The organism is Cognatiyoonia sediminum, from assembly GCF_900129845.1.
Lineage (GTDB): Bacteria > Pseudomonadota > Alphaproteobacteria > Rhodobacterales > Rhodobacteraceae > Cognatiyoonia > Cognatiyoonia sediminum.
In genome coordinates this window covers 1,380,310-1,403,397 of sequence record NZ_FQXB01000001.1, presented here as the reverse complement: position 1 = coordinate 1,403,397, position 23,088 = coordinate 1,380,310, and the positions used below count along the sequence as shown (strand labels likewise).

Sequence of the window (23,088 nt, the reverse complement as noted above, 5' to 3'; positions counted from 1 at the left end):
GGAGATCCGACATGACCAACCCGCTTTTGCAAGATTGGGACACGCCCTTTGGCCTGCCGCCGTTTAATTTGATCGAGGACGATCATTTTGCCCCCGCAGTGGATCAAGCATTGGACGAAGCACGCGCCAAGATCAAAGCGATCGGTGAAAATCCCGAGCCGCCCACTTTTGAAAACACAATTGAAGCGCTGGAATTGGCCGAGGTCGATTTGGGCAGAATCTTTGGTGTGTTTTATGGTGTCGCGGGTGCAGACAGCAATCCAAAGCGCGAAGAACTGCAGCGGGAGTTTGCACCGAAGCTCAGCGCTTTCGGATCGGAAGTGTCTGAGAACAAAGATCTGTTCCAACGGATCGATACCCTTTGGCAACAGCGCAACGCGCTTGACCTGACCGATGAACAGCAAAGGGTTCTGATGTTGTCGCGACGTGGATTTGTGCGCCAAGGCGCTCAGTTGGAAGGCGAGAAATCAGACCGTTTGCGCGAGGTGAAATCGCGTCTTTCTGTGCTGGGAACCGAGTTTACCCAGAACCTTTTGGCGGATGAACGCGATTGGTTCATGCCTTTGGCTGAGGCCGGCTTAGAAGGCTTGCCTGATTTCGTCATCGCTTCTGCCCGAGCCGTGGGTGCAGAAAAGGAAGCGGATGGCCCTGTTGTGACGCTCTCGCGGTCGTTGATTGTGCCGTTCCTGCAATTCTCGCCTCGGCGGGACCTGCGGCAAAAGGCGTATGAGGCGTGGGCTGCGCGGGGAGCAAATGGCGGCAAGACCGACAATCGCGGGATTGCAGCGGAGACGTTGAAATTGCGTGAGGAACGGGCGCAGTTGTTGGGGTATGACACCTTTTCTGACTACAAACTCGAAACCGAGATGGCGGGGACGCCCGACGCTGTTCGTGATCTGTTGATGCAAGTCTGGGCGCCGGCAAAGTCCAGCGCGGAGGCAGATGCAGACGTGTTGGAAGCCATGCTTCATAACGATGGGTACGAGGGGCCGTTGGAGGCCTGGGATTGGCGCTACTATTCCGAACTGCGGCGCAAGGCTGAACACGACCTCGATGAGGCAGAACTAAAACCCTACCTGCAACTCGACCGCATGATCGAGGCGTCATTTGCCTGCGCAAACCGCCTCTTCGGCCTTGAATTCGTGCCGCTGGACGAGACCAGCTACCACAATGACGTCCGTATTTGGAACGTCACGCGCGACGGTGCTCATGTCGCGGTCTTTATCGGGGACTACTTCGCGCGGGCTTCGAAACGGTCCGGCGCATGGTGTATGGCGATGCGTGCGCAGCAACGGCTTGCGGGTGACATTCAACCCCATGTGGTCAACGTCTGTAACTTCGCCAAACCACCAGAAGGCGAACCTGCGCTCCTGTCCTACGACGACGCCCGGACCTTGTTCCACGAATTTGGCCACGCTCTGCACCAGATGCTGTCGAATGTAACCTACGAAAGCATCTCCGGCACCTCTGTCGCCCGCGATTTTGTGGAACTTCCAAGCCAGCTTTATGAACATTGGTTAGAAGTCCCGGAAGTGCTCGCCGAATTTGCGACACATGCGGAAACCGGCCAACCGATGCCGAAAGATATGCTCGACCGGATGTTGGCGGCGGCGACCTATGACATGGGGTTCCAAACGGTGGAATACGTCGCCTCTGCGCTCGTCGATTTGGCGTTCCACGACGGGCCAGCCCCCGCCGATCCAATGCAAAAACAGGCTGAGGTACTGGAAGAAATCGGAATGCCCCACGCAATCCGTATGCGCCACGCGACGCCCCATTTTGCCCATGTCTTTGCAGGCGACGGTTATTCCAGCGGATACTACAGCTACATGTGGTCAGAGGTGATGGACGCAGACGCCTTTGCTGCGTTTGAAGAGGTGGGCGATCCATTCGACGCTGGTTTGGCGAAGAAACTGGAAGACACCGTTTTGTCATCCGGCGGCTCCGTCGATGCCAAAGAACTCTATGCAGCCTTCCGTGGTCGCCTTCCAGGCGTCGATGCTCTCTTGAAGGGAAGAGGGTTAGACAAAGCGGCCTAAGGCTCTTTCATCTTGGCCAAAAAACTCTCCCCGAAGGGCCGGGCCGATCTTTATTCCCTGACCTCGTCAGGGAGCACACCCCAAAGCTGGGCCTTTTGCGCCCAGCCGCGGTAGCCTCCAGCCGTCAGGCGGCACCAGTCGGTGTCGCATTCGCCAAGACGGGCAATCACGCCTGCTTCGAGAATTGCAGTCTCTAGCGCTTCAGTTTCAGGCCGCCGCAGCAAGCCAATCTGTTCTTCGATAATTACCGTACGGACGCCAGACAGCATGGTGTAATGCACCCAGCCTCCCAACCCGTCGCGATCGATCACGCGGCGCCAGTGGCCGTATTCTGCAACCACTTGAAGCGGCATGGATTTGCGTTGAAACACCCAATCGATCCGATGGCTGAGTGATGGACCACGGCGGACGTTGCTTTCGTTGGCTTTCAAAGACACGTAGCGGGGGAGAGGTAGATTGGTTTCAGGCCCTAAAGCTGGCGCCGGTGCAGGTGCATTGCTGGCTTGGGACACCTCTTGAGCTGATACCGCATGGGCCAAGCACATAGCCACGCCAAGCCAAAGCAATCGTCTCCAATTTGCCCTCATGGATGCCCTGATCCTTCTGCCGCTCAATTTTGTCGCGCGTGGGTTCTTGTGCCCCGCGTCATATGCGGGCAACCTGACAGGAAACGCGCACCTTGGGAAGCGACGAGAGGGGAAGAATGCCAAGCAGAAAGCTAAGTGTTGTTGTCACGCGACGGTTGCCGAGTGAGGTCGAGATGCGGATGTCAGAACTCTTTGACGTGACATTGCGCGAAGATGACACGCCGATGACCACGGATGAGTTGGCAGAGGCGATGGCCAATGCGGATGTCTTGGTGCCTACGATTACCGATCAACTTAACGCCGCTCTGCTGGCTCGGGCGGGTGATCGTTTGAAGCTGATCGCCAACTACGGTGCCGGTGTCGACAACATTGATGTGGCGACGGCCCGGCAACGTGGCATTCACGTCTCTAACACGCCCGATGTGATGACGGATGATACGGCCGATATGACCATGGGGCTGATCCTTGGCGTCACGCGCCGATTGGCAGAAGGGTTTCGGATCGCGCAGTCAGATGATTGGGGCGGTTGGGCGCCAACGGCCATGCTTGGCGGTCGGATCAAAGGGCGCCGTCTTGGCATTCTTGGCATGGGTCGGATCGGGCAGGCCGTTGCGCGTCGGGCTTCTGCCTTCGGGATGCAAGTGCATTATCACAATAGGCGGCGGCTTCGGCCTGAGGTCGAGGAGGATTTGGAGGCAACCTATTGGGAAAGCCTCGATCAAATGGTGGCGCGCATTGATGTGCTGTCGATCAATTGCCCGCATACGCCGTCGACTTTTCATCTGATGAATGCCCGCCGTTTGCGCCTTCTGAAACCCACCGCGGTTATTGTGAACACATCCCGCGGTGAAGTGATTGACGAAAACGCTTTGACCCGCATGATCCGTGCTGGCGAAATTGCGGGGGCGGGTTTGGACGTGTTCGAACGAGGGAATGAAATCAATCCACGTTTGAAGGCGCTCCCAAATGTGATCCTGCTGCCGCATATGGGGTCAGCGACTGTCGAAGGACGTATTGAGATGGGCGAAAAGGTTCTGATCAATATTAAGACCTTTGCCGATGGCCACCGCCCGCCGGATTTGGTCGTGCCCTCGATGCTTTGATCCGTAGCGCGCGACTGATCTTGTCGCAAAACGTTATCCGAAAGAACGAAAAGTCGGTTTCGCGACACAACGCGTCGGGTGGTTCTGACAGAGCGGGGCGGTTTTCGTCAATCTGTCGGCAACATCTGAATGAAGGGACTCACTCATGAAAACGCAGGTCAAAGCCCTTGTTGTTGGTGGCGGAGCTGTCGGCACATCCATTGCATACCACCTCGCCAAAGCGGGCTGGGACGACGTCATGCTGTTGGAACGGGATGAGCTGACCTCTGGGTCCACATGGCACGCAGCGGGTCTTTTGCCGCTCTTCAACATGTCCTACGCGACGACCCACATCCACAAGTATTCCGTCGATTTCTATAAAACGCTCGAAGAAGAAACCGGATTGAACGCCGGTTTTGCCGTTGTTGGCAACTTGCGTATGGCTCAGACGCAAGAGCGTATGGATGAATACATGCTCTATGCCTCAACGGCTGAGACATGCGACGTCCCTTACGAGTGGCTCACACCAGAACAAATCAAAGAACGCTGGCCGCTTATACGTACCGAAGACCTGAAGGGTGCGCTTTATCACAACACCGACGGTTACATTAACCCTGCGGATGTGACACAGGCGATGGCCAAGGGCGCACGCCAGCGTGGGGTTATGATCGAACGCAAATGGCAAGCGGATGGGTTCCATTGGAACGGGACGCATTGGGAAGTCACTTGCACGAAAATGGTTGAAAAAGGTGGCAACCTTGTTCCCTCTGAGGAGCAGATCGTCATCACAGCTGAGCATGTCGTGACAGCGTCTGGCAACCACGCGCAGACCACCGCCAAGAAGCTGGGCATTAAGATCCCTGCGATCCCGGTGGAACACCAGTTCATTGTGATGGATCAAGATCCGGAGCTGGTAAAGTATCGGGCCGAGGGTGGGCAAGAACACCCCGTTATCCGAGATGCTGATGCGCAGTCTTACGTGCGCGAAGAACGCGGTGGTTGGATTTTGGGTGTCTATGAAAAGAACGCGCCTGCGTGTTTCGAAAACGGTGTGCCAGACAGCTTCCGCGCCGATCTCTTCCCGCTCGATCTGGAACGGATCGAAGAGCAGTATATGGCCATGATCCATCGCGTGCCGTCCTGCGAGGAAAGCGGGTTGAAAGACGATTTCAACGGTCCAATTTGTTACACGCCTGACGGCAACCCGCTTGTCGGACCTGCGCCAGGTCTGCGGAACATGTGGCTTGCAGAAGGCTTCTCTTTCGGGATCACGGCGGCTGGAGGCACAGGCTACTACCTTGCCCAGATGATGGTTGAGGGAGAGGCCGAGATCGACATGGCCTCACTTGATCCGAAGCGTTACAGCCAGAACTGGATGACCACAGAATTTGCCGCGCGCAAGAACGAAGAGTGCTACGATCATGTCTACATCCTGCATCACCCTGATGAAGAACGCCCAGCCTGTCGTCCATTGCGTACAGCACCGGCATACGATCGTCAAAAAGCACGTGGTGCGCAGTTTGGTTGGGTGAACGGATGGGAGCGCCCGAACTACTACGGGCCTTTAGATGCGCCTGATAACTTTGACGAAGAAAGCCGGTCCTTCCGTCGCGGTGCATGGTGGCAATATGCGGTCGACGAAGCCAAGGCCATTCGTGAAGGCGTCGGCCTGATCGACGCAACCGCCTTCACCAAACATGTCGTCAAAGGCCTCGGAGCGACCGCATTCTTGGATTGGTTCACCTGTAACAAGCTGCCGAAGGTGGGCCGCATCAATCTGACCTACGCTTTGACGGCTGCGGGGACGACCCGCACGGAATACACCATCGTGCGGAATGGGGAGAACAACTACTACCTCGTTTCTGCTGGCGCTTGGACGGAATATGACGCTGATTTCATGTGCAAGGCTGCCGAAGATAAGGCGGACGAATTCGGCTATATCGAAATCCAAGATGTCACCACACAATGGGGCGTCTTCGCGATTGCGGGTCCAAAGTCTCGCGATGTGTTGAACGAGGTAATCAAGGACGCTGATCCGGCAACAGCACTCTCTAACAAGCGCTTCCCATGGCTATCGGCCCGAAAGATCGAGCTTGGCATGTGTCCGGTCAATGCGATCCGTGTGGCCTATACCGGTGAGCTTGGTTGGGAACTGCATCACCCGATTGAGATGCAGAACTATCTGTTCGATCTGCTAGAGGCAGCTGGTGAGAAGCACGGGATGAAGCTGGTTGGTGCGCGCGCGCAGAATTGGCTCCGTCAGGAAAAATCCTACCGAGCCTTCGGGACAGAGCTGGGCCGCGATGCGACCCCGCAAGAGGCGGATCTGCCGCGCTTTATTGATTTGGAGAAGGAGTTCCACGGCAAGGACGCGATGGTGGCAACAGGTGTCCGCTCCAAATGTGTAACGCTGCTGATCGATGGTCCTAATGATGCGGACCCATGGGGCCGTGAAGCGCTTTATCACGATGGCACGCGTGTCGGGCGTCTGACTTCTGGCGGATATTCTGTGGCTTTCGAAAAGAGCATTGGCATGGGCTATGTCCCGCCTGCGCTGGCTGAAGTTGGCACGAAGCTAAAGGTCAAGATGCAGGATAAGTTGTGGGATGCGGAAATCGTGCAGGACAGCCCTTACGATCCGAAGAACGAAGTGATCCGCAAGGACGGCTGAGCCTAGCGGAACCGGCTCGGAGACAAAGCTTCAACAACGTCGGCTGGCAGAGATGTCGGCCGACCAGTTACCAGTTCAGAGATCAACTGTGCCGCGCCATGGCTCGACTGCATCCCGTATCCGCCCTGACCTGCACACCAGATAAAGCTGGTTTCACTTGGTTCCGGTCCGAGGACCAATTGCCGATCCGGAGCAAAGGTCCGCAACCCGGCCCATGACGTGATCAGACGGGTTACAGGTTCGGTGACATAGCTTTCGTAGCGCGCGAAGCCTTCTGCCAAGATCACGTCATCGGAATAGGCGTCATGCGGGTCCATCGGGTCTTCATCAGCGGGAGAGACGATGAGCGCCCCTGCATCCGGTTTCGCATACCAGCTTTCTCCTGGGCCAAACGTCATAGGCCATTTCGATACATCGAGGCCCGCTGGCGCTGGGATACGGCCCATTGAGCGGCGATAGGGTTGCAGGCCAATCGTGGCCACACCCGCCATCTGAGCGATTTCGTCTGCCCAAGGGCCAGCTGCGTTGACGAGGCATTTCGCATCCAGATGAGTGTCGCCCATGGCTATCGTCCAGCCCCGCGGCGTCTTCTCGATTCCCGACACTTTTGATTTGATCAGGACCTCGGCGCCATTGCCTTTGGCTTGCGAGACAAATGTTTGGATCAACCGGTCGGTATCAATGTCCCACATAGCGCTGTGATGAGCCGCTCGCATGACGACATCACTGTTAACGATTGGGACCATACCAAGCGCGTCGTCCATCGATACTTCAGAGAGGCCAAGCGTGTGCATGTCGCCTTCAAAAGCGCTGTCTTCGTTCTTCTTGGCCAGCAAGAGAAGCCCACGCGGCGACAACACGTTAAAAGCAATATGACCGTCCTCGCTTGCTTCGGTAAGGGCCACTGTCGACGCCAGTCCGTAGTTCTTCTCAAAGGCGGCAGCGGAACGGCTAGAGGCATGGAGGGCAAGCGCATCTTCGGCCTCCAAGACTACGACCTTCCCCTGGTGCGAAAGATGCGCTGCCGCAGAGCACCCAGCGACCCCGCCGCCGATGATCAGGAAATCGATCACGCTTCTTCCAATCGGTCGGTTGCAGGCGCAGGCGTTGGCGTGAGGGCGCTCAGACGGCTATAGAGTTCGTCGGACATATCAAATTTCGCCGCGGTCAAAGAGGGCCTGAGTTGGTCCACGTTGCGGGCAGACACAATTGGGTTGGCATTATAGTAACTCCTCAGCACCCAAGAAACAGCAAGGCAAGCCGGGCTTACGGCGAGCTCGTTTGCAATCTCAGTCAAACCCTGCGCTGCCGCATGCATCCAATCTGGGCCATAACGCGCGGCATATCTGTGATCTTCTGACAACCGCCCTTTGCCGCCAGACGCATATTTTCCTGTCAACAATCCACCACCAAGAGGGGAATATGTGGCCGGTAAAATGCCTTGATCTGAACACATCGGCAGTAGCTCAACTTCGGCTTGCCGTTTCACAAGGCTATACATCGGCTGGAGTGCATCGATGTGGGTCTCAAACTGCGCCGCCACAGCTTGGGCTTTCATCACTTGCCAAGCCGCGTAATTCGACACGCCGATATGTCTGACTTTGCCTTCAGATTGCAGTTCGGCCAACGTCTCAAATGTTTCTTCCAAAGGCGTTTCAGCATCAAACCGATGCATATATAGCAAATCGACGTAGTCAGTATCCAACCTCTTCTGCGATATTGAAAACTGCTGTTTGATGTTCTCCGATCCGGAACCGCCGACATAGCCAACTTTCGTCGCAAGATAGATGTCTTCGCGGTTGTTCTTGATCAACTCACCGAGAATGGTTTCGGACGCCCCGCCTGTATAGGCAAACGCTGTATCAAAGTGATTGATGCCGGCCTCAAGCGCGTCATGAAAAAGAGCCTCACTTGCGGATTGATCCGCCGTGCCACCAAATTGCATAGCGCCGAAAATAAGCACCGAAGTCGGTTTGCCAGATACTGTTTGGAGAGGGCGTTTCATGCGCGCAGTTTTACGAAAACTACCGTATCGTCAATTCTCTTTTTTGGGAGGAAAGAACCCAACCGCTGCGGTACATCAACACAAAACTAGCAAACACGCAGCGGTTGGAAATTACTAAACAAAAAACTCATCACCCTTCGAGAACTGATGAACTGTTCAACCTGATAACAGGTGAGTTTTTAGTCAGATTTTAGGGGTTAGGGAACTGATCTAAATGGACAGGTTGGTCGCTTTTTTTGTGGTCAATCTAGCTATCAGAATCTGATTGTTGACCATTCGGCGAGCAAACACACTAAATACGGGATAAATTGGCCGTGTCATTTCTTTTTAGACTAACTTTTGGATAGTCGGGGCTAACCGGAGTTCGACTGTTTTCTGCGAACTGAAACATGGGATTTTGGAGGTGGTTTTCTCGAAAAGCTCCTGCCGCCACAATCGGAATTCAGGTTGGACCTAAAGCCAAAAGCGGCGACAGGGATACTAAGAACAAATTACTTGTCACCCTTCGATGAACTCGTAAAAAAGGTACTCTTTACCTAAGGGCAAACTACCCGTTTCGGCGGCCTGTCAGAACTGGGCTTTTGGGACAGTTTGTCGCGAATTTTAGGTATCAATCCATTCACCTGATGGCCTTCTGTTTCCGGTCAGGAACCAAAGGCAGGTTTTTCGCCCAAACGAGTCGTTTTAGTGATCCAAAAAAAAAGCGGGCCTACGGGCCCGCTTCGAAACATATCAGGGCAGGCTTACTGCGGAATCTCGCCGCTGACACCTTCAACGTAGAAGTTCATGCCTAGCAAATCGCCAACACCGATGACCTCACCTTCAGCCAACCAAGCAGAGCCATCCTGCTTGTTCAAAGGACCGGTGAAGGGGTGGTACTCTCCGGTACGCATGGATTCGATCAGAGCCAAAGCTTCTGCTTTCACGTCAGCCGGTACAACGTCTGAGATTTCGCCAATCTCAACCATACCAGTGTCGATCCCATCGAATGTGTCTTCGCTGACCCATGTACCATCGATAACCGCTTGTGTGCGCTCGATGTAGTAAGGCGCCCAGTTGTCGATGATGGAAGAGATGCGCGGCTCTGGGCCGAACTCTGCCATGTCGGATGCCTGACCGAACGTGTAAACGCCACCCGCAGCCTGAGCAGCTGCTTGCGGTGCGGTCGAGTCAGTGTGCTGCAGAACGATGTCAGCGCCTTGCTCAATCAGAACGTTTGCCGCTTCCGCTTCTTTCGCAGGATCGAACCATGTGTAGACCCAGATGATCTTGAACTCGACATCAGGGTTCACGCGGGATGCGTGGATGTATGCAGAGTTGATGCCACGGACCACTTCCGGAATTGGGAATGATGCGATGTAACCGATTATGTTGGATTCTGTCATGCGGCCTGCGATGTGGCCTTGCACTGCGCGGCCTTCGTAGAAGCGTGCAGAGTAGGTGGACACGTTGTCCGCGCGCTTGAAGCCTGTTGCGTGCTCAAACTTCACATCTGGGAACTTGGCAGCCACGTTGATCGTTGGGTCCATATAGCCAAAAGACGTTGTGAAAATCAGGTCAGCGCCTTCCAGTGCCATCTGTGTCATCACACGCTCTGCGTCCGCACCTTCCGGAACGCTTTCGACGTAGACAGTTTCAACTTGATCGCCGAATTCTTCTTCGACAGCCAGCAGTCCTTGGTGGTGTTCATATGTCCAGCCGCCGTCGCCGATTGGGCCGACGTAGACAAAACCAACTTTGGTTTTCTCGTGGCCATCTGCCGCTGCTCCAGTGGCGAGGCCTGCGGCCAAAGCAACACTGGTAAGTAGTGTTTTGAGTTTCATGTTTTCTCCCCTGTGGTGGTCGTACGCCTCAACGTGAGGCGTGAAAGATTCGTCCCAGCGAACCGGGTGCGCGTCCGGCTGACATAATAACCAGAACGACGATGGTTGCTAGGTATGGTGACATTGAAAGATATTCGACAGGAATTGCCAACCCGGCAGCCTGTAAGTTTAGCTGCAAAACCGTGACCCCGCCAAACAAATAGGCACCCAGCAAAAGCCGTCCCGGACGCCAGCTCGCGAAGACGACGATGGCCAAAGCGATCCAACCGGCGCCAGCGGTCATGCCTTCGGTCCATTGCGGCACGCGTACGAGGCTGAGGTACGCGCCGCCAAGCCCGGCACAGGCTCCACCGAACATGATCGCAGCCATCCGGATTCGGATCACCTTATAGCCGAGCGCATGGGCGGCATCGTGGTTTTCCCCGACAGCACGCAAGACCAATCCGAGGCGCGAATACTTCAGGAAAGCCCAAACGCCGAGGCAGATCAAAAGGCCGACGTAGACCATTGGGTCGTGCTGGAAGACGATGGGGCCGATGATCGGGATGTCGCCCAAAAGCGGGATATGCCAATCGGGGAACTCCGGTCCTTTGATCCCAATGTAGCCTTGTCCGATCAGAGATGAGACACCAAGGCCAAAGAGCGTGAGGGCCAGTCCCGTCGCGACTTGGTTCGACAGCAAGTATTGCGTCAGGACACCAAAGAGGACCGATAGTAGTGCTCCGCCAATAGCCGCGCCCAAGAAGCCAAGCCAAGGCGATCCTGTGTTGACGGCGACGACAAAGCCGCAAACAGCGCCGGTGATCATCATGCCCTCGACGCCGAGGTTCAGGACGCCCGCGCGCTCGACCACGAGTTCACCTATGGCGGCGAGCAGGATAGGGGTTGCCGCCACCATGAGGGACGCAAGCAGGAGGACGGGGTTGATTGCTGAAAGGTCCATTACGGGGTCCTTAAGTCAGATAAAAATATAAGCCGGGCACACCGACCAAAGCGATTGGGAAGAAAAACCCAGCGACTTGCTCAGTAGCAGCCCAGCGTGTTCGACCCTCAATTTTGTACCTACCGACGATGGCGTCGATCACAGCCGCAAACACGATGACGGGTGGTGCAATGCTAGTAAGAAGCGCGGCAAGCCCTAGACCCAAACCGACCAAAGGGATCATTGCGATCAAGATAGCCGCAAGGACAGTTCCCGCAAAAAATCCGGACCAAAAGTCAGCCCTTGAACGACTTCTTGTGGCCATCATGCTGCGGCCCCCTGTCCAATTCGAATGCGGTAGTTGGTGAGAACGTCGACAGCGAGCAAGAAGAACAACAGCATCCCTTGCAGCATCTGGATCGCCGCTGCCGGCAACCCGAGATTCGACTGCGCTATCTCACCACCGATGTAGGTCAGCGCCATCAAGCCGCCCGCCAGCAAAATGCCAATCGGGTGCAACCGGCCCAAGAACGCGACGATGATCGCTGTGAAGCCGTAGCCAACGTTAAAATCGATACTGATCTGACCGCTTGGGCCTGTCACCTCAAAGAGGCCAGCCAGTCCTGCGAGCGCGCCCGACAGCCCCATACAGATCAAGATCAACCGGCCCGGATTGATCCCCGCGAAAGTTGCAGCACGGGGGCTTTGGCCAGAGAGTTTCACTTGGAAGCCAAAGATGTGACGGCTGAGCGCGACATAAGCGAAAATCACAGCGATGAAGGCCGCGACAACGCCCCAGTGCATCCCTGAACCGGCAATCAGTTCATTGTTTGCAGACGACGACCATTGCGCCAAGTTCCGCGACCCGGGGAAGCCCAACCCATCTGGGTTTCTCAGCAGGCCCAAGGCCATGGAAGCCAACAGCTGTTCGGCCACATAAACCAGCATGAGCGAAACAAGGATCTCGTTGGTCCCAAACTTCACCCGTAAGACGCCTGGGATCATGGCCCAGGCCCATCCGCCCAAGGCTCCAGCAAGCACCATCAGCGGGAAGATCAGACGTGTTTCAGCCGGATAAAGCGCGAGCCCTGCGGCCGCACCACAAATCGCGCCAACAATATACTGCCCTTCTGCACCGATGTTCCAAATGCCTGCGCGGAAGCCGAACGACAAGCCAATGGCAATCAAGACTAAGGGCGCCCCTTTGATCAGCAATTGTGGTCGATAGAACCAAGAAAATTCTGAGAAAAGCGGATCAAGGAAGATCGTGCGGATCACCCCAATCGGGTTCTTGCCTAGGGCTGCGAACAGAATACCGCCGAAAACCATCGTCAAGGCGACCGCCAAGAGGGGCGTTGCAAAGGTCCACGCACGCGAAGGCTGCGGCCGTTTTTCCAACCTAAGCATGGGCCGCCTCCATATCATGAGCACCGCCCAGCATGAGGCCAATCTCTTCGACCGTCAGTCCGGCAGCCGGACGCGGCTCCGATAATCGTCCTTCGTTCAACGCGGCGAACCGGTCGGAGATTTCCATCAGCTCATCCAAATCCTGACTGATGCAAATCACAGCAGCCCCCTTAGCCGCCAGATCAAGGATCGCCTGCCGGATGGCCGCAGCCGCGGCAGCGTCCACGCCCCATGTCGGTTGGTTCACAACAAACACGTCCGGGTCTTGCAAAATCTCTCTGCCAATGACGAACTTTTGCAGGTTGCCGCCGGAAAGTGACCGCGCGGCGTTTTCTGGCCCCGGCGTGCGCACGTCAAACGTCGAAATCACGTCCTCCGCAAAGGCCTTTGCCTCTTTCCATTTCAAGAACCCGCGCTGGGCTAGTGATTTGCGCGTCACCCCTGTCATCACGGCATTCTCAGTCAGGCTCATATCCGGCGCGGCTGCATGGCCCATCCGTTCCTCCGGCGCGGCCAACAATCCCATGGCGCGCCGCGCATTCGGGGCAAGTTGACCAACTGGCGTGCCGCGAAGTTCCACCATCCCTGCGGCTGTTTTCATTTCACCCGATAGGGCGGCCACCAGTTCGTCTTGTCCGTTGCCGGCGACACCACCGATGCCCAAAACCTCGCCAGTCTGCACCGTGATGTTCAGATCTTTCAGAGCCGTGCCAAACTGATGCGGGGCTGGGGCCGAAAGCGCCTTGAGCGCCAAAACCGTTTCGCCTGTGTCCGCCGTAGCTTTTTCCGGCACGTGAAGCGACGCACCGACCATCATCTCCGCCATATCCCGTGCCGAGGTCTCTCGCGGATCACAGGTGCCAACCACGGCCCCCAATCTCAGCACGGTTGCGTTTTCGCAAAGCGCGCGAATTTCTTCCAACTTATGCGAAATATAAAGGATCGCGGTGCCTTCTTCAGACAGCTGGCGCAGCGTTTGAAAGAGAATTTGAACCTCTTGCGGCGTCAAAACACTGGTCGGTTCGTCCATGATCAAGAGTTTCGGGTCTTGCAGAAGGCAACGAATGATCTCCACCCGCTGACGCTCCCCTGCAGAAAGATCACCCACAATCCGATCAGGGTCCAACGGCAGCCCGTATTTCTCTGACACTTCACGGACGCGTGCCGCCACTTGTCGTTGGGGCGGAGGATTCTCCATCCCCAAAGCGATATTCTCAGCCACATTCAACGCATCAAAAAGAGAAAAATGTTGGAACACCATCGCCACCCCAGCCGCGCGCGCGGCCCGAGGCTCCGGCGGTATGAACTCCGCGGCATTGAGTTCCATCCGGCCCGTATCTGGCTTCACCAGCCCGTAGATTGTCTTGACCAAAGTGGATTTCCCCGCACCGTTTTCCCCCAAAAGTGCGTGAATTTCGCCTTTTTGGATTTCAAACGATACATTGTCGTTCGCGACGACGCCCGGATAGGCCTTGGTCAGCCCCTCCAGTTTCAATAGCGTCCCTGTCATCCTGTCCCCATTGCCCCCCGGCGTTCTTCAGTGTTCAGCATCGCCATTGCGACGCCAATTGCAATCTCTTGCGGGTGTTTTCCTAAGCTGGGGTCGCCAATTGGGCAGGCGATGCGTGCAATTTGATCAGCAGAATGCCCCAGATTTGCAAGCCTACGCTTAAACCGCGCCCATTTTGTCGCCGACCCGATCAAACCAACGGACCTAAACCGATGGGACAGCACCGCATGGCATAAGGCGAGGTCCATCTCATGCGAATAGGTCAGAATCAGATGCTCCGCCGTGTCAGGAGCATGGCGCAGGACCTGCGTGGGATCAGCCGCCACTAACGGGTTAACATTGTCGGGGATGTGGTCTGGGAACCGATCGGCACTTGTGTCGACCCATGTGATCTCGATCTCAGGCAAAGGCGACAGAGTCGCTATCAAAGCCCGCCCTACATGGCCCGCACCATAGATCCAAATGGGCCGAGTGCTTTGACTCACGCGTTCCACGATCCAGCCGTTTTTCAGAATCGGCAGCCTGTCAGCCGTTGGGATGTCACCGGCGACCGCGTTGACACGGCGCGCGCAGATTTCCCCGTCTGAAACAGACCCTTCACTAAAAACCTCCGTCACAAGCGTCACGCTGCCGCCGCAGCACTGGCCCAAACTCGGGCCAAGCGGAATGGTCTTAACGCGGCTCTCGCCTTCCGACATGTCTCTGGCCTGCTTCGCGGCTTCCCACTCCAATGCACCGCCACCGATGGTACCAGACTGTCCATCAACCCAAACCAACATTGAGGTTCCGGCTTCACGCGGGACCGATCCAGCGGTTTTTGCCACCAAAACCCGTGCGACCTTTCCATGCTTTGTAATCGCGTGGTTCAGCGCGTCTCGATCAAAGGTCATCCGCGGGTCCGCCTAACGGCTGCCAACACTTCTTCTGCTGTGGCGGGAGCCTGAAGATCAGGATAGTTAGGCCCGCAGGACCCGACTGCATCGCTCAAGGCCAGGTAAGCCGAAATTCCCAACATAAATGGCGGCTCACCGACGGCTTTGGATCGGTAAATCGTTTGTGCCGGATTGGGTGCATCCCAAAGTGCAACGTTGAAAACGTCCGGCCGGTCCGAACAGGCAGGGATTTTGTAGGTCGACGGTGCATGGGTCCGAAGTCGGCCCTTATCGTCCCAGACCAACTCTTCTGTGGTGAGCCAACCGGCACCTTGCACATAGCCGCCCTCGACTTGACCAATGTCCAAGGCAGGGTTCAAGGACGCCCCTGCATCATGCAAGATATCCGCCCGCAAGATCCGGTTCTCGCCGGTCAGCGTGTCGATCACCACCTCTGTCACTGCACAGCCTTGAGCGAAATAGAAGAACGGCCGCCCCTGACCTTTGATCCGATCCCACGACAAATCCGGCGTCTTGTAGAACCCTGTGGCCGAGAGGCTGACCCGCGACTGATAGGCAAAGCTCGCTGCTTCGGCAAAGCTCATCACCCGTTCGCCAACATGCACCTCACCATCCTCAAACCGCACCGCATCCGCGCCAACCGCAGCATCCAACGCCAAGGCCTCGGTCATCCGCGCACGGATCACATCGCAGGCTTGCATCACGGCCATCCCGTTCAGGTCAGACCCTGACGATGCCGCCGTTGCGGAGGTATTGGGCACTTTGCCAGTATCCGTCGCCGTGATTTTCACGGTCTCCAACGGTACCCCGAACCGGGAAGCCGCCACCTGCGCGACCTTTTGGAACAACCCTTGCCCCATCTCGGTCCCGCCATGGTTCAGATGGATTGACCCATCTTGATAGACATGCACCAAGGCTCCCGCCTGATTGAGATGGGTCAGTGTAAAGGAAATCCCGAACTTCACCGGTGAAAACGCGATCCCGCGTTTCAAAATCGTCTGCTGTGCATTCCACGCGGCAATCTCTCGCCGCCGCACCTCATAGTCAGAGGTCACCAGCAAGGCATCCGTCATCCCGTCCAGAATGAAATCCGTCACCTCCATCCCATAGGGTGTCGTGCCTGTCTTTTGAGCTGAAATACCTGCGGGGGAGGGGGCATCGCCCTCGAGGGCAGCAGCCCCCAAATCGCTGACGTGGGCAGCAGCCCCCAAATCATCGGCTTCGGCGGCAGCCCCCATCTCCGGGTAATAATTGCGCCGCCGCACCGCGACCGGATCAAGGCCCAACTCATGGGCGACAGCATCCATGACACGCTCAATGCCCAAGACACCCTGAGGCCCGCCAAACCCTCGAAAGGCCGTGGCGCTTTGGGTGTTGGTCTTTAAACGATGCGATGTGATCCGCGCGGCGGGCAAATCATAAGCGTTATCGGCATGTAGCATCGCCCGATCCGCAACTGGCAAAGACAAATCCATCGCCCAACCGCAGCGCGTATACTGCGTGAAATCAACAGCATGAACACTACCATCGGCATCAAACCCAACATCATAGTCGATCCTGAAATCATGCCGCTTGCCGGTGATCATCATATCATCGTCGCGGTCATACCGCATTTTACAGGCCCGTCCCGTGGCGCGCGCTGCTACGGCGCAGGCCACCGCCAGAGCATTGCCTTGGCTTTCCTTGCCGCCAAATCCGCCGCCCATCCGACGGACTTCACAACGCACCCCGTGCATCGGAATCCCCAAAGCCTCTGCGACTTTGTGCTGTATCTCGGTTGGATGCTGAGTCGAGGATTGGACGACCATATCGCCGTTTTCCTGTGGCAGCGCCAACGCGGCTTGACCTTCCAGATAGAAATGCTCCTGCCCACCCAGCTCAAAAGACCCCGTTAATCGGTGGGGTGCGGCGTCTAAGGCCGGGACCACATCGCCTTTTGCCCAAATCCGCGGTCCGTTTTCAAAGCGGCTATCCGCGGCCAAGGCCTCCTCTACAGTCAAGATCGGCGTTTCTTCCTCTATCTCAATCTTGCCCAACCGTGCCGCTTTGCGCGCGGCCAGATGGCCTTTTGCGATCACCAAAAAGATGGGCTGTCCAACGTAATGAACAGTTCCATCGGACAACAAAGGCTCATCATGTGCAGAGGGCGAGACGTCATTCGCGAAGGGCAAATCATCAGCGACCAACACTTCGACCACGCCTTCCGCCGCGCGAACAGCCGACAGGTCCATCGAGGTGATCTGCCCGCGCGCCACCTCTGACAGGCCAAATGCGAGGTGTAAGCTACCCGCTGGTATCGGGACGTCGTCAATATAGCGCGCTGCGCCTGTCACATGCAGTTTCGCCGCATCATGGGGGAGGGGTTTTGCAATGCTCATGGCGATACCTCCAACACATTGACCGAAGCACCGGAGCTTTCGGCAAAATACCGGCGTAGCATGTTCTCCGCCGCCTCTAACCGATAGGCAGCGGAGGCCCGCATATCCGTCAAAGGCGTGAAGTCATCTTTGAAACAACTCACGGCGGCCTCAACCGTGTCCCTGTCCCAAGGCTTGCTAACCAACGCGGCCTCAACAGCAGATGCGCGTTTCGGAATGCCCGCCATCCCGCCAAAAGCGATCCGTGCTTCGGCGACCGAACCGGCTTCAACACGCACATTGAAGCATCCGCAGACGGCAGAAATATCCTGATCGAACCGCTTGCTTAGTTTGTAACAGCGCAAAGCATCTTGCCCCAAAGGCACGCGCGCACCGGTTACAAATTCACCGAGCGTGCGATTCTGTTTGCCGTAGTCGATAAAGAAATCCTCAATCGGCATTTCCCGTCGCGCTTTCCCTTTGCGCAACTTCAGAGTAGCGCCCAAAGCGATCAATGCGGGCGGGTTGTCACCGATGGGGGAGCCGTTGGCGATGTTTCCACCAATCGTCGCTGCATTGCGCACCTGAACAGAGCCATAGCGCCGGATCATCTCAGCATAGGAAGGATAATCTTCGCGGACCGCCTCCAACACATCCGTCATGGTGACGCCCGCGCCAAACGTGAACTCTGTTTCTGAACGCGTGATCTGTTTCAGTTCGGCGCATTTGTTCAGAAAGGCAACCTCTCCCAAATCGCGAAACTGCTTCGTCACCAAAAGCCCTACGTCGGTCGCGCCTGCGATCAACGTTCCTTCGGGGTGCGCCTCATACCACGCCGCAAGCTCGTCTTCTGTATGCGGCGCGAAGGCTTGCGGCGCGACGTCGATCGGCTGATCCTCAACCCACTCCGGTACATCCTGTTCCTGCGTCGCTTGGGCAGCGCGAATGATCGGAGCGTAGCCGGTGCAGCGACATAAGTTCCCCGCCAGTTGGTCGTCGTGATCCGTCGCGCCATTGCGATGCGCCACAGCCATCGACATCACAAACCCTGGCGTACAGAACCCGCATTGGGAGCCGTGGTGGCTGATCATCGCCTTCTGCACCGGATGCAACTCACCCTTTGGCCCGCTCAACCCTTCGACCGTGCGGACTGCCTTTCCATGCAGTTGCGGCAAAAACAGAATGCAGGCGTTCAAAGCCCGCGCGCCCTGATCGTCCGTTACCATCACCGTGCAGGCGCCGCAGTCACCTTCGTTGCAGCCTTCCTTGGTCCCGCACAAATCCTCATCTTCGCGCAGCCACTCTAATAGGGTGCGCGTGGGCGGTGCGTCCACTTCAACGGTCTCTCCATTCAGAAGAAACGTAACAGTCATTATGTAAGCCCGCCGCCTTACCAGATGGTTCAGGGTTCCGCTCAGCGTCGATGCGGCGTAGACGCGTAAGCCCCTTTTGGTGGAATGAAACCAAGGGAGGGTGGTTTTGGCAAGGAAAAATGCGAATGAACTGCGAACAGCGACCGTGTAGCTTTTGGTTTGCCCTTTGTTTAGGCGCCAGTACTCGCGTCTTTTTAGGCGCTAATCCTCGCGCCCTTCGCGCAGTGTTGTCTGCCAAGCCAGCCACCCTTGCACTTCAAGGATCGGAGCCATAGAAATTTGACAGGTCCGGACCCGACCGCGTTTGATTGACCGGACCAAGCCGCTGGCCTCTAGCACATTCAGGTGACGCATGAACGTCGGCAGTGCCATATCGTGGGGCGCATGGAGCTCACTGACGCTCGCCTGACCCAGAATCAGCCTCTCCACCACAGCGCGACGTGTGGGATCGGAAAGGGCCGCCAATATAGTTGATAGTGAATCGCTCATTTCAACAGTTTCAATGGCTTAGCGCGGGACGTCAATACACTTAGCTTTTTCACTAACCATTCTCAGCTTTCCCCGACCCAAACCACAACATATGGTGGTTTTTATGTCTGATCCGCGATTCATCCACCTACGCCTCCACACTGAATATTCCCTGCTTGAAGGGGCTGTACCAGTCAAAAAACTCGCAGGGCTGTGCGCCAGCGCGGACATGCCGGCGGTCGCTATTACAGACAGTAACAACATGTTCGCAGCTTTGGAGTTTTCCGAATACGCGGCAGGTGCTGGGGTACAGCCGATCATTGGCTGTCAGGTCGATCTGACCTACCTGCCCACCGAGCCGGGCAAACGCGCGCCTGATCCAGCAGCGGTGGTTCTGCTGGCGCAGAACGAAACCGGCTACATGAACCTGATGAAGCTGAACTCCTGTGCCTATCTCGACGCTGAAGGGCAACTGCCTCAAGTCACCGTGGACGAGTTGGCACAGCATCATGAGGGGATCATCTGTCTCAGCGGCGGCCCCGATGGCCCCATTGGTCGCCTTTTGCAACAAAGCCAGCGTGCGAAAGCTGAAACTCTGCTAGACCGACTCGCAACGATTTATCCCGACAGGCTCTATGTTGAATTGCAACGCCACCCGGGCGAGGGCGGGCAGCCCGAGGCCGAACGCCTTTCTGAACGTGGCACTATCGAGATGGCTTATGCTAAAAACCTGCCACTTGTAGCAACCAACGATGTCTACTTCCCAAAGACTGATCTTTACGAAGCCCACGACGCGCTAATCTGCATCGCAGAGGGCGCTTACGTCGATCAACAAGAGTCGCGCCGCCGTCTGACCGCGCAGCACTATTTCAAGTCGCAGCAAGAAATGGTGACGCTTTTCGCCGACCTGCCGGAAGCCATCGAGAACACTATCGAGATCGCCAAGCGGTGTGCGTTCAAAGCCTACAAACGCGATCCGATCCTACCGAAATTTGCCGATGATGAGGTCGCGGAACTTCGCCGCCAAGCGCAAGAGGGATTGAAATATCGCCTGTCGATCATCGAACATGCGGCGCCGGTTGAGGAATACGAAAAACGCCTCGATTTCGAACTGGGCATCATCGAAGGCATGGGCTTCCCCGGCTACTTCCTAATCGTTGCTGACTTTATCAAATGGGCAAAGGATCACGACATTCCGGTTGGTCCTGGCCGTGGGTCTGGCGCTGGTTCGCTCGTCGCCTACGCCTTACTGATCACCGATCTTGACCCATTGCGGTATTCGCTGCTGTTCGAACGCTTCCTCAACCCCGAACGTGTGTCGATGCCAGACTTCGACATCGACTTCTGTATGGACCGCCGCGAAGAGGTAATCCGCTACGTTCAGGAGAAATATGGGCGCGACAAAGTTGGGCAGATCATCACTTTCGGTGCTTTGCTTTCCAAAGCCGCGGTCCGCGACGTAGGGCGTGTGTTGCAAATGCCCTACGGCCAGGTGGATCGCCTCTCAAAGATGATTCCCGTCGAAGGCGTCAAGCCTGTCAGCATCGAAAAAGCGCTCGCTGATGAGCCACGCCTGCGCGAAGAGGCGAAAGCCGAGGAGGTCGTCGATCGTTTGCTGACCTACGCCCAACAGGTCGAGGGGCTGCTGCGAAATGCTTCCACCCACGCGGCGGGTGTGGTGATTGGTGACCGTCCGCTTGATGAGCTTGTGCCGCTTTACCAAGACCCGCGCTCCGATATGCCCGCGACCCAGTTCAACATGAAATGGGTGGAACAAGCTGGGTTGGTGAAATTCGACTTCTTGGGCCTGAAGACGCTGACCGTGATCCAAAACGCCGTCGATCTGATCCTGAAATCTGGCCGCGACCTGCATGTGACTGCGGATGGCACCGAACTCTTCCAGCCGCCCGAAGGCGCAATTAACGACATCGGCGCGATCCCTCTGGATGACGAAAAATCCTACGCCCTCTATTCCGCCGCCAAAACCATCGCGGTGTTCCAAGTGGAATCGAGCGGCATGATGGATGCGCTGAAGCGTATGAAGCCGACTTGTATCGAAGACATCGTCGCGCTTGTGGCCCTCTATCGCCCAGGCCCGATGGAGAATATCCCGACCTATTGCGAGGTGAAGAATGGCCAGAAAGAGCTGGAGTCGATCCACCCGCTAATCGATCATATCCTGAAGGAAACCCAAGGCATCATCGTCTACCAAGAACAGGTGATGGAAATCGCGCAGGTCATGGCGGGCTATTCCCTTGGCGGGGCTGACCTTTTGCGTCGCGCGATGGGTAAAAAGATCAAAGAGGCGATGGACGCCGAACGCCCGAAATTCGAAGCAGGGGCCAAAGAAAACGGGGTTGAGCCGAAAAAGGCGCGAGAGGTCTTCGACCTGCTCGAGAAATTCGCCAACTACGGCTTCAACAAATCGCACGCTGCCGCCTATGCCGTGGTCAGCTATCAGACGGCTTGGCTCAAGGCGAACCATCCGGTGGAGTTCATGGCCGGTGTGATGAACTGCGATTTGCACCTAACCGATAAGCTGGGCGTTTATTTCCAAGAGGTCAAAAAGGGCCTCGGCATCGACTACATCCCGCCCTGTGTGAACCGGTCTGAAGCCACCTTTGACGTCCAGGATCAAAAACTCGTCTACGCGCTGGGCGCTTTGAAAAACGTCGGTGTTGAGGCGATGAAACTGATCACCGAAGCACGCGGCGACAAGGAGTTCGTGAACCTCTTCGACTTCGCCCGCCGCGTCGATCTGCGTCGCGTGGGCAAGCGTCCGTTGGAAATGATGGCGCGGGCAGGGGCGTTTGACATCCTCGATCCAAACCGCCGTCGCGTGATGATGTCGCTTGATGCGCTCTCTGCTTATTCCGCCGCGATCTTTGATCAAAAAGCCTCCAACCAAGTCTCGCTTTTCGGCGAAGCGGGCGACGATCTGCCCGAACCACGCCTTATGGGCGGCGACGATTGGTTGCCAGCCGAACGCCTTGCCGAAGAATTCAAAGCCATCGGCTTCTATCTCTCTGGCCACCCGCTCGATGACTACATGGCCTCGCTCAAGCGCAAGCAAGTGCTGACACTCGACGACGTCACCGCCAAAGCCGAACGAGGGGCTTGCATCGTCAAAATGGCGGGCACAGTTTCGGGTCGGCAAGAACGCAAATCCGCCCGCGGCAACCGGTTCGCTTTTGTTCAACTGTCCGATCCCACCGGCCAATACGAAGTCACCATGTTCTCGGACACGCTAGAAGCGGCCCGCGAACACCTCGACACCGGCAGCCAAGTGGTCATTCAAGCCGAAGCAACGATGGAGGCAGATCAACTCAAGCTCCTCGGTCGTTCCGTTTCCCCCATCGATATCGCCGTCACGGACGTTAGCAACGCGGGCCTCCGGCTCTACCTTGAAGAACCAACTGCGATCCAATCCGTCGCCACGATCCTTGAGAACGCAATTCGCGACGGTGTCAAAGGCGGCCGCGGCCCGATCTATTTCTGCCTAATGAATGACGACCTACCCGGAGAGGTCGAGATCGACCTCGGCGATGATTTCCCAGTGAACCCACAAATCAAAGGGGCGCTTAGGTCGCTTGGCGGTGTCATAGAAGTCGAGGAGGTCTAAAGCTCTTTCACCTTGGCCAAAAAATCCCCTGGCGGCTGGTCAGATCACCAATGCGGCGGCTTCTGATCTGCCAATGGCACGGACCCACCGCCTTCAAACTCGCGACTGGCTTCTCGCTCCATCAGCATCGCAATACGCTTTTGCGCGAGCGCCAACTCCGTCGCCTGTTGTGCTACGATGTCAGACAACTCATCCACAGAGCGGGTCAGGTGAGCGATTTGTTCTTCAAGATCAGTCTGGGCCATGGCTTGCATGTAGCACGCACGACTTCTGTCCCACAACAGCGTTGCCCCCTTCGTCCCGCCACGCTAAACGGCGGTCAGAAACGT

At 56.6% G+C, this 23,088-nt stretch carries 17 protein-coding genes; 4 read left to right on the top strand and 13 right to left on the bottom strand.

Annotation, left to right across the window (positions count from 1 at the left end; genetic code table 11):
* Window positions 1–11 precede the first annotated feature (11 nt).
* Window positions 12–2,039, top strand: coding sequence for a M3 family metallopeptidase (locus BUA85_RS07005; protein ID WP_072900106.1), 2,028 nt, complete (start codon window positions 12–14; stop codon window positions 2,037–2,039).
* Window positions 2,040–2,089: 50 nt separating this feature from the next.
* Here BUA85_RS07005 and BUA85_RS07000 read toward each other — a convergent pair whose 3' ends face one another.
* Window positions 2,090–2,626 (bottom strand): SH3 domain-containing protein, encoded by a 537-nt coding sequence (locus BUA85_RS07000; protein WP_110559052.1) that lies wholly within the window; start codon window positions 2,624–2,626, stop codon window positions 2,090–2,092.
* Window positions 2,627–2,742: 116 nt separating this feature from the next.
* Here BUA85_RS07000 and BUA85_RS06995 point away from each other — a divergent pair, with 116 nt between their 5' ends.
* Both BUA85_RS06995 and BUA85_RS06990 read left to right on the top strand, forming a co-directional pair.
* The gene (locus BUA85_RS06995; RefSeq protein ID WP_072900104.1) at window positions 2,743–3,729 is read left to right on the top strand and encodes a 2-hydroxyacid dehydrogenase; all 987 of its coding nucleotides are present in this window, start codon (window positions 2,743–2,745) and stop codon (window positions 3,727–3,729) included.
* 145 nt (window positions 3,730–3,874) lie between these two features.
* On the top strand, window positions 3,875–6,379 hold the full coding sequence (locus BUA85_RS06990; RefSeq protein WP_072900103.1) for a GcvT family protein: 2,505 nt from the start codon (window positions 3,875–3,877) through the stop codon (window positions 6,377–6,379).
* 2 nt (window positions 6,380–6,381) lie between these two features.
* On the opposite strand, the gene BUA85_RS06985 is transcribed toward BUA85_RS06990, so the two are convergent.
* The 11 genes from BUA85_RS06985 to BUA85_RS06935 form a co-directional block, all read right to left on the bottom strand.
* Window positions 6,382–7,452 (bottom strand): NAD(P)/FAD-dependent oxidoreductase, encoded by a 1,071-nt coding sequence (locus BUA85_RS06985; RefSeq protein WP_072900102.1) that lies wholly within the window; start codon window positions 7,450–7,452, stop codon window positions 6,382–6,384.
* Window positions 7,449–8,384, bottom strand: coding sequence for an aldo/keto reductase (locus BUA85_RS06980; protein WP_072900101.1), 936 nt, complete (start codon window positions 8,382–8,384; stop codon window positions 7,449–7,451). The genes BUA85_RS06985 and BUA85_RS06980 overlap by 4 nt, the downstream gene beginning before the upstream one ends.
* Window positions 8,385–9,127: 743 nt before the next feature.
* Window positions 9,128–10,207: a BMP family ABC transporter substrate-binding protein gene (locus BUA85_RS06975; RefSeq protein ID WP_072900100.1), complete on the bottom strand. Its 1,080-nt coding sequence runs from the start codon at window positions 10,205–10,207 to the stop codon at window positions 9,128–9,130.
* A 28-nt stretch (window positions 10,208–10,235) separates the two neighbouring features.
* Window positions 10,236–11,150, bottom strand: coding sequence for an ABC transporter permease (locus BUA85_RS06970; RefSeq protein ID WP_072900099.1), 915 nt, complete (start codon window positions 11,148–11,150; stop codon window positions 10,236–10,238).
* A gap of 10 nt (window positions 11,151–11,160) precedes the next feature.
* Window positions 11,161–11,457, bottom strand: coding sequence for a hypothetical protein (locus BUA85_RS06965; protein ID WP_072900098.1), 297 nt, complete (start codon window positions 11,455–11,457; stop codon window positions 11,161–11,163).
* A complete protein-coding gene (locus tag BUA85_RS06960; RefSeq protein ID WP_072900097.1) occupies window positions 11,454–12,536 on the bottom strand; it encodes an ABC transporter permease in 1,083 nt (360 codons plus the stop codon). The genes BUA85_RS06965 and BUA85_RS06960 overlap by 4 nt, the downstream gene beginning before the upstream one ends.
* Window positions 12,529–14,046: an ABC transporter ATP-binding protein gene (locus tag BUA85_RS06955; protein WP_072900096.1), complete on the bottom strand. Its 1,518-nt coding sequence runs from the start codon at window positions 14,044–14,046 to the stop codon at window positions 12,529–12,531. The genes BUA85_RS06960 and BUA85_RS06955 overlap by 8 nt, the downstream gene beginning before the upstream one ends.
* The gene (gene xdhC, locus BUA85_RS06950) at window positions 14,043–14,936 is read right to left on the bottom strand and encodes a xanthine dehydrogenase accessory protein XdhC (protein WP_072900095.1); all 894 of its coding nucleotides are present in this window, start codon (window positions 14,934–14,936) and stop codon (window positions 14,043–14,045) included. The genes BUA85_RS06955 and xdhC overlap by 4 nt, the downstream gene beginning before the upstream one ends.
* On the bottom strand, window positions 14,933–17,317 hold the full coding sequence (gene xdhB / locus BUA85_RS06945; RefSeq protein ID WP_072900094.1) for a xanthine dehydrogenase molybdopterin binding subunit: 2,385 nt from the start codon (window positions 17,315–17,317) through the stop codon (window positions 14,933–14,935). Before xdhB ends, xdhC begins: the two co-directional genes overlap by 4 nt.
* Window positions 17,314–18,669, bottom strand: coding sequence for a xanthine dehydrogenase small subunit (gene xdhA / locus BUA85_RS06940; RefSeq protein WP_072900093.1), 1,356 nt, complete (start codon window positions 18,667–18,669; stop codon window positions 17,314–17,316). The genes xdhB and xdhA overlap by 4 nt, the downstream gene beginning before the upstream one ends.
* A gap of 201 nt (window positions 18,670–18,870) precedes the next feature.
* Window positions 18,871–19,158: an ArsR/SmtB family transcription factor gene (locus BUA85_RS06935; RefSeq protein WP_072900092.1), complete on the bottom strand. Its 288-nt coding sequence runs from the start codon at window positions 19,156–19,158 to the stop codon at window positions 18,871–18,873.
* Between the two features lie 103 nt (window positions 19,159–19,261).
* On the opposite strand from BUA85_RS06935, the gene dnaE reads away from it, so the two are divergent.
* Window positions 19,262–22,759 carry a DNA polymerase III subunit alpha gene (gene dnaE, locus BUA85_RS06930; protein ID WP_072900461.1) on the top strand — a complete coding sequence of 1,166 codons (3,498 nt, stop codon included), beginning with the start codon at window positions 19,262–19,264 and terminating at the stop codon, window positions 22,757–22,759.
* 44 nt (window positions 22,760–22,803) lie between these two features.
* On the opposite strand, the gene BUA85_RS06925 is transcribed toward dnaE, so the two are convergent.
* Entirely contained in the window at window positions 22,804–23,004 is a 201-nt protein-coding gene (locus BUA85_RS06925) for a SlyX family protein (RefSeq protein ID WP_072900460.1), read from the bottom strand.
* Between the last annotated feature and the right edge of the window lie 84 nt (window positions 23,005–23,088).

Coding starts and splice junctions, on each gene's coding strand:
- BUA85_RS07005 (WP_072900106.1), top strand. CDS start 12: ATGACCAACCCGCTTTTGCAAGATTGGGACACGCCCTTTGGCCTGCCG.
- BUA85_RS07000 (WP_110559052.1), bottom strand. CDS start 2,626: ATGAGGGCAAATTGGAGACGATTGCTTTGGCTTGGCGTGGCTATGTGC.
- BUA85_RS06995 (WP_072900104.1), top strand. CDS start 2,743: ATGCCAAGCAGAAAGCTAAGTGTTGTTGTCACGCGACGGTTGCCGAGT.
- BUA85_RS06990 (WP_072900103.1), top strand. CDS start 3,875: ATGAAAACGCAGGTCAAAGCCCTTGTTGTTGGTGGCGGAGCTGTCGGC.
- BUA85_RS06980 (WP_072900101.1), bottom strand. CDS start 8,384: ATGAAACGCCCTCTCCAAACAGTATCTGGCAAACCGACTTCGGTGCTT.
- BUA85_RS06975 (WP_072900100.1), bottom strand. CDS start 10,207: ATGAAACTCAAAACACTACTTACCAGTGTTGCTTTGGCCGCAGGCCTC.
- BUA85_RS06970 (WP_072900099.1), bottom strand. CDS start 11,150: ATGGACCTTTCAGCAATCAACCCCGTCCTCCTGCTTGCGTCCCTCATG.
- BUA85_RS06965 (WP_072900098.1), bottom strand. CDS start 11,457: ATGATGGCCACAAGAAGTCGTTCAAGGGCTGACTTTTGGTCCGGATTT.
- BUA85_RS06960 (WP_072900097.1), bottom strand. CDS start 12,536: ATGCTTAGGTTGGAAAAACGGCCGCAGCCTTCGCGTGCGTGGACCTTT.
- BUA85_RS06955 (WP_072900096.1), bottom strand. CDS start 14,046: ATGACAGGGACGCTATTGAAACTGGAGGGGCTGACCAAGGCCTATCCG.
- xdhC (WP_072900095.1), bottom strand. CDS start 14,936: ATGACCTTTGATCGAGACGCGCTGAACCACGCGATTACAAAGCATGGA.
- xdhB (WP_072900094.1), bottom strand. CDS start 17,317: ATGAGCATTGCAAAACCCCTCCCCCATGATGCGGCGAAACTGCATGTG.
- xdhA (WP_072900093.1), bottom strand. CDS start 18,669: ATGACTGTTACGTTTCTTCTGAATGGAGAGACCGTTGAAGTGGACGCA.
- BUA85_RS06935 (WP_072900092.1), bottom strand. CDS start 19,158: ATGAGCGATTCACTATCAACTATATTGGCGGCCCTTTCCGATCCCACA.
- dnaE (WP_072900461.1), top strand. CDS start 19,262: ATGTCTGATCCGCGATTCATCCACCTACGCCTCCACACTGAATATTCC.
- BUA85_RS06925 (WP_072900460.1), bottom strand. CDS start 23,004: ATGGCCCAGACTGATCTTGAAGAACAAATCGCTCACCTGACCCGCTCT.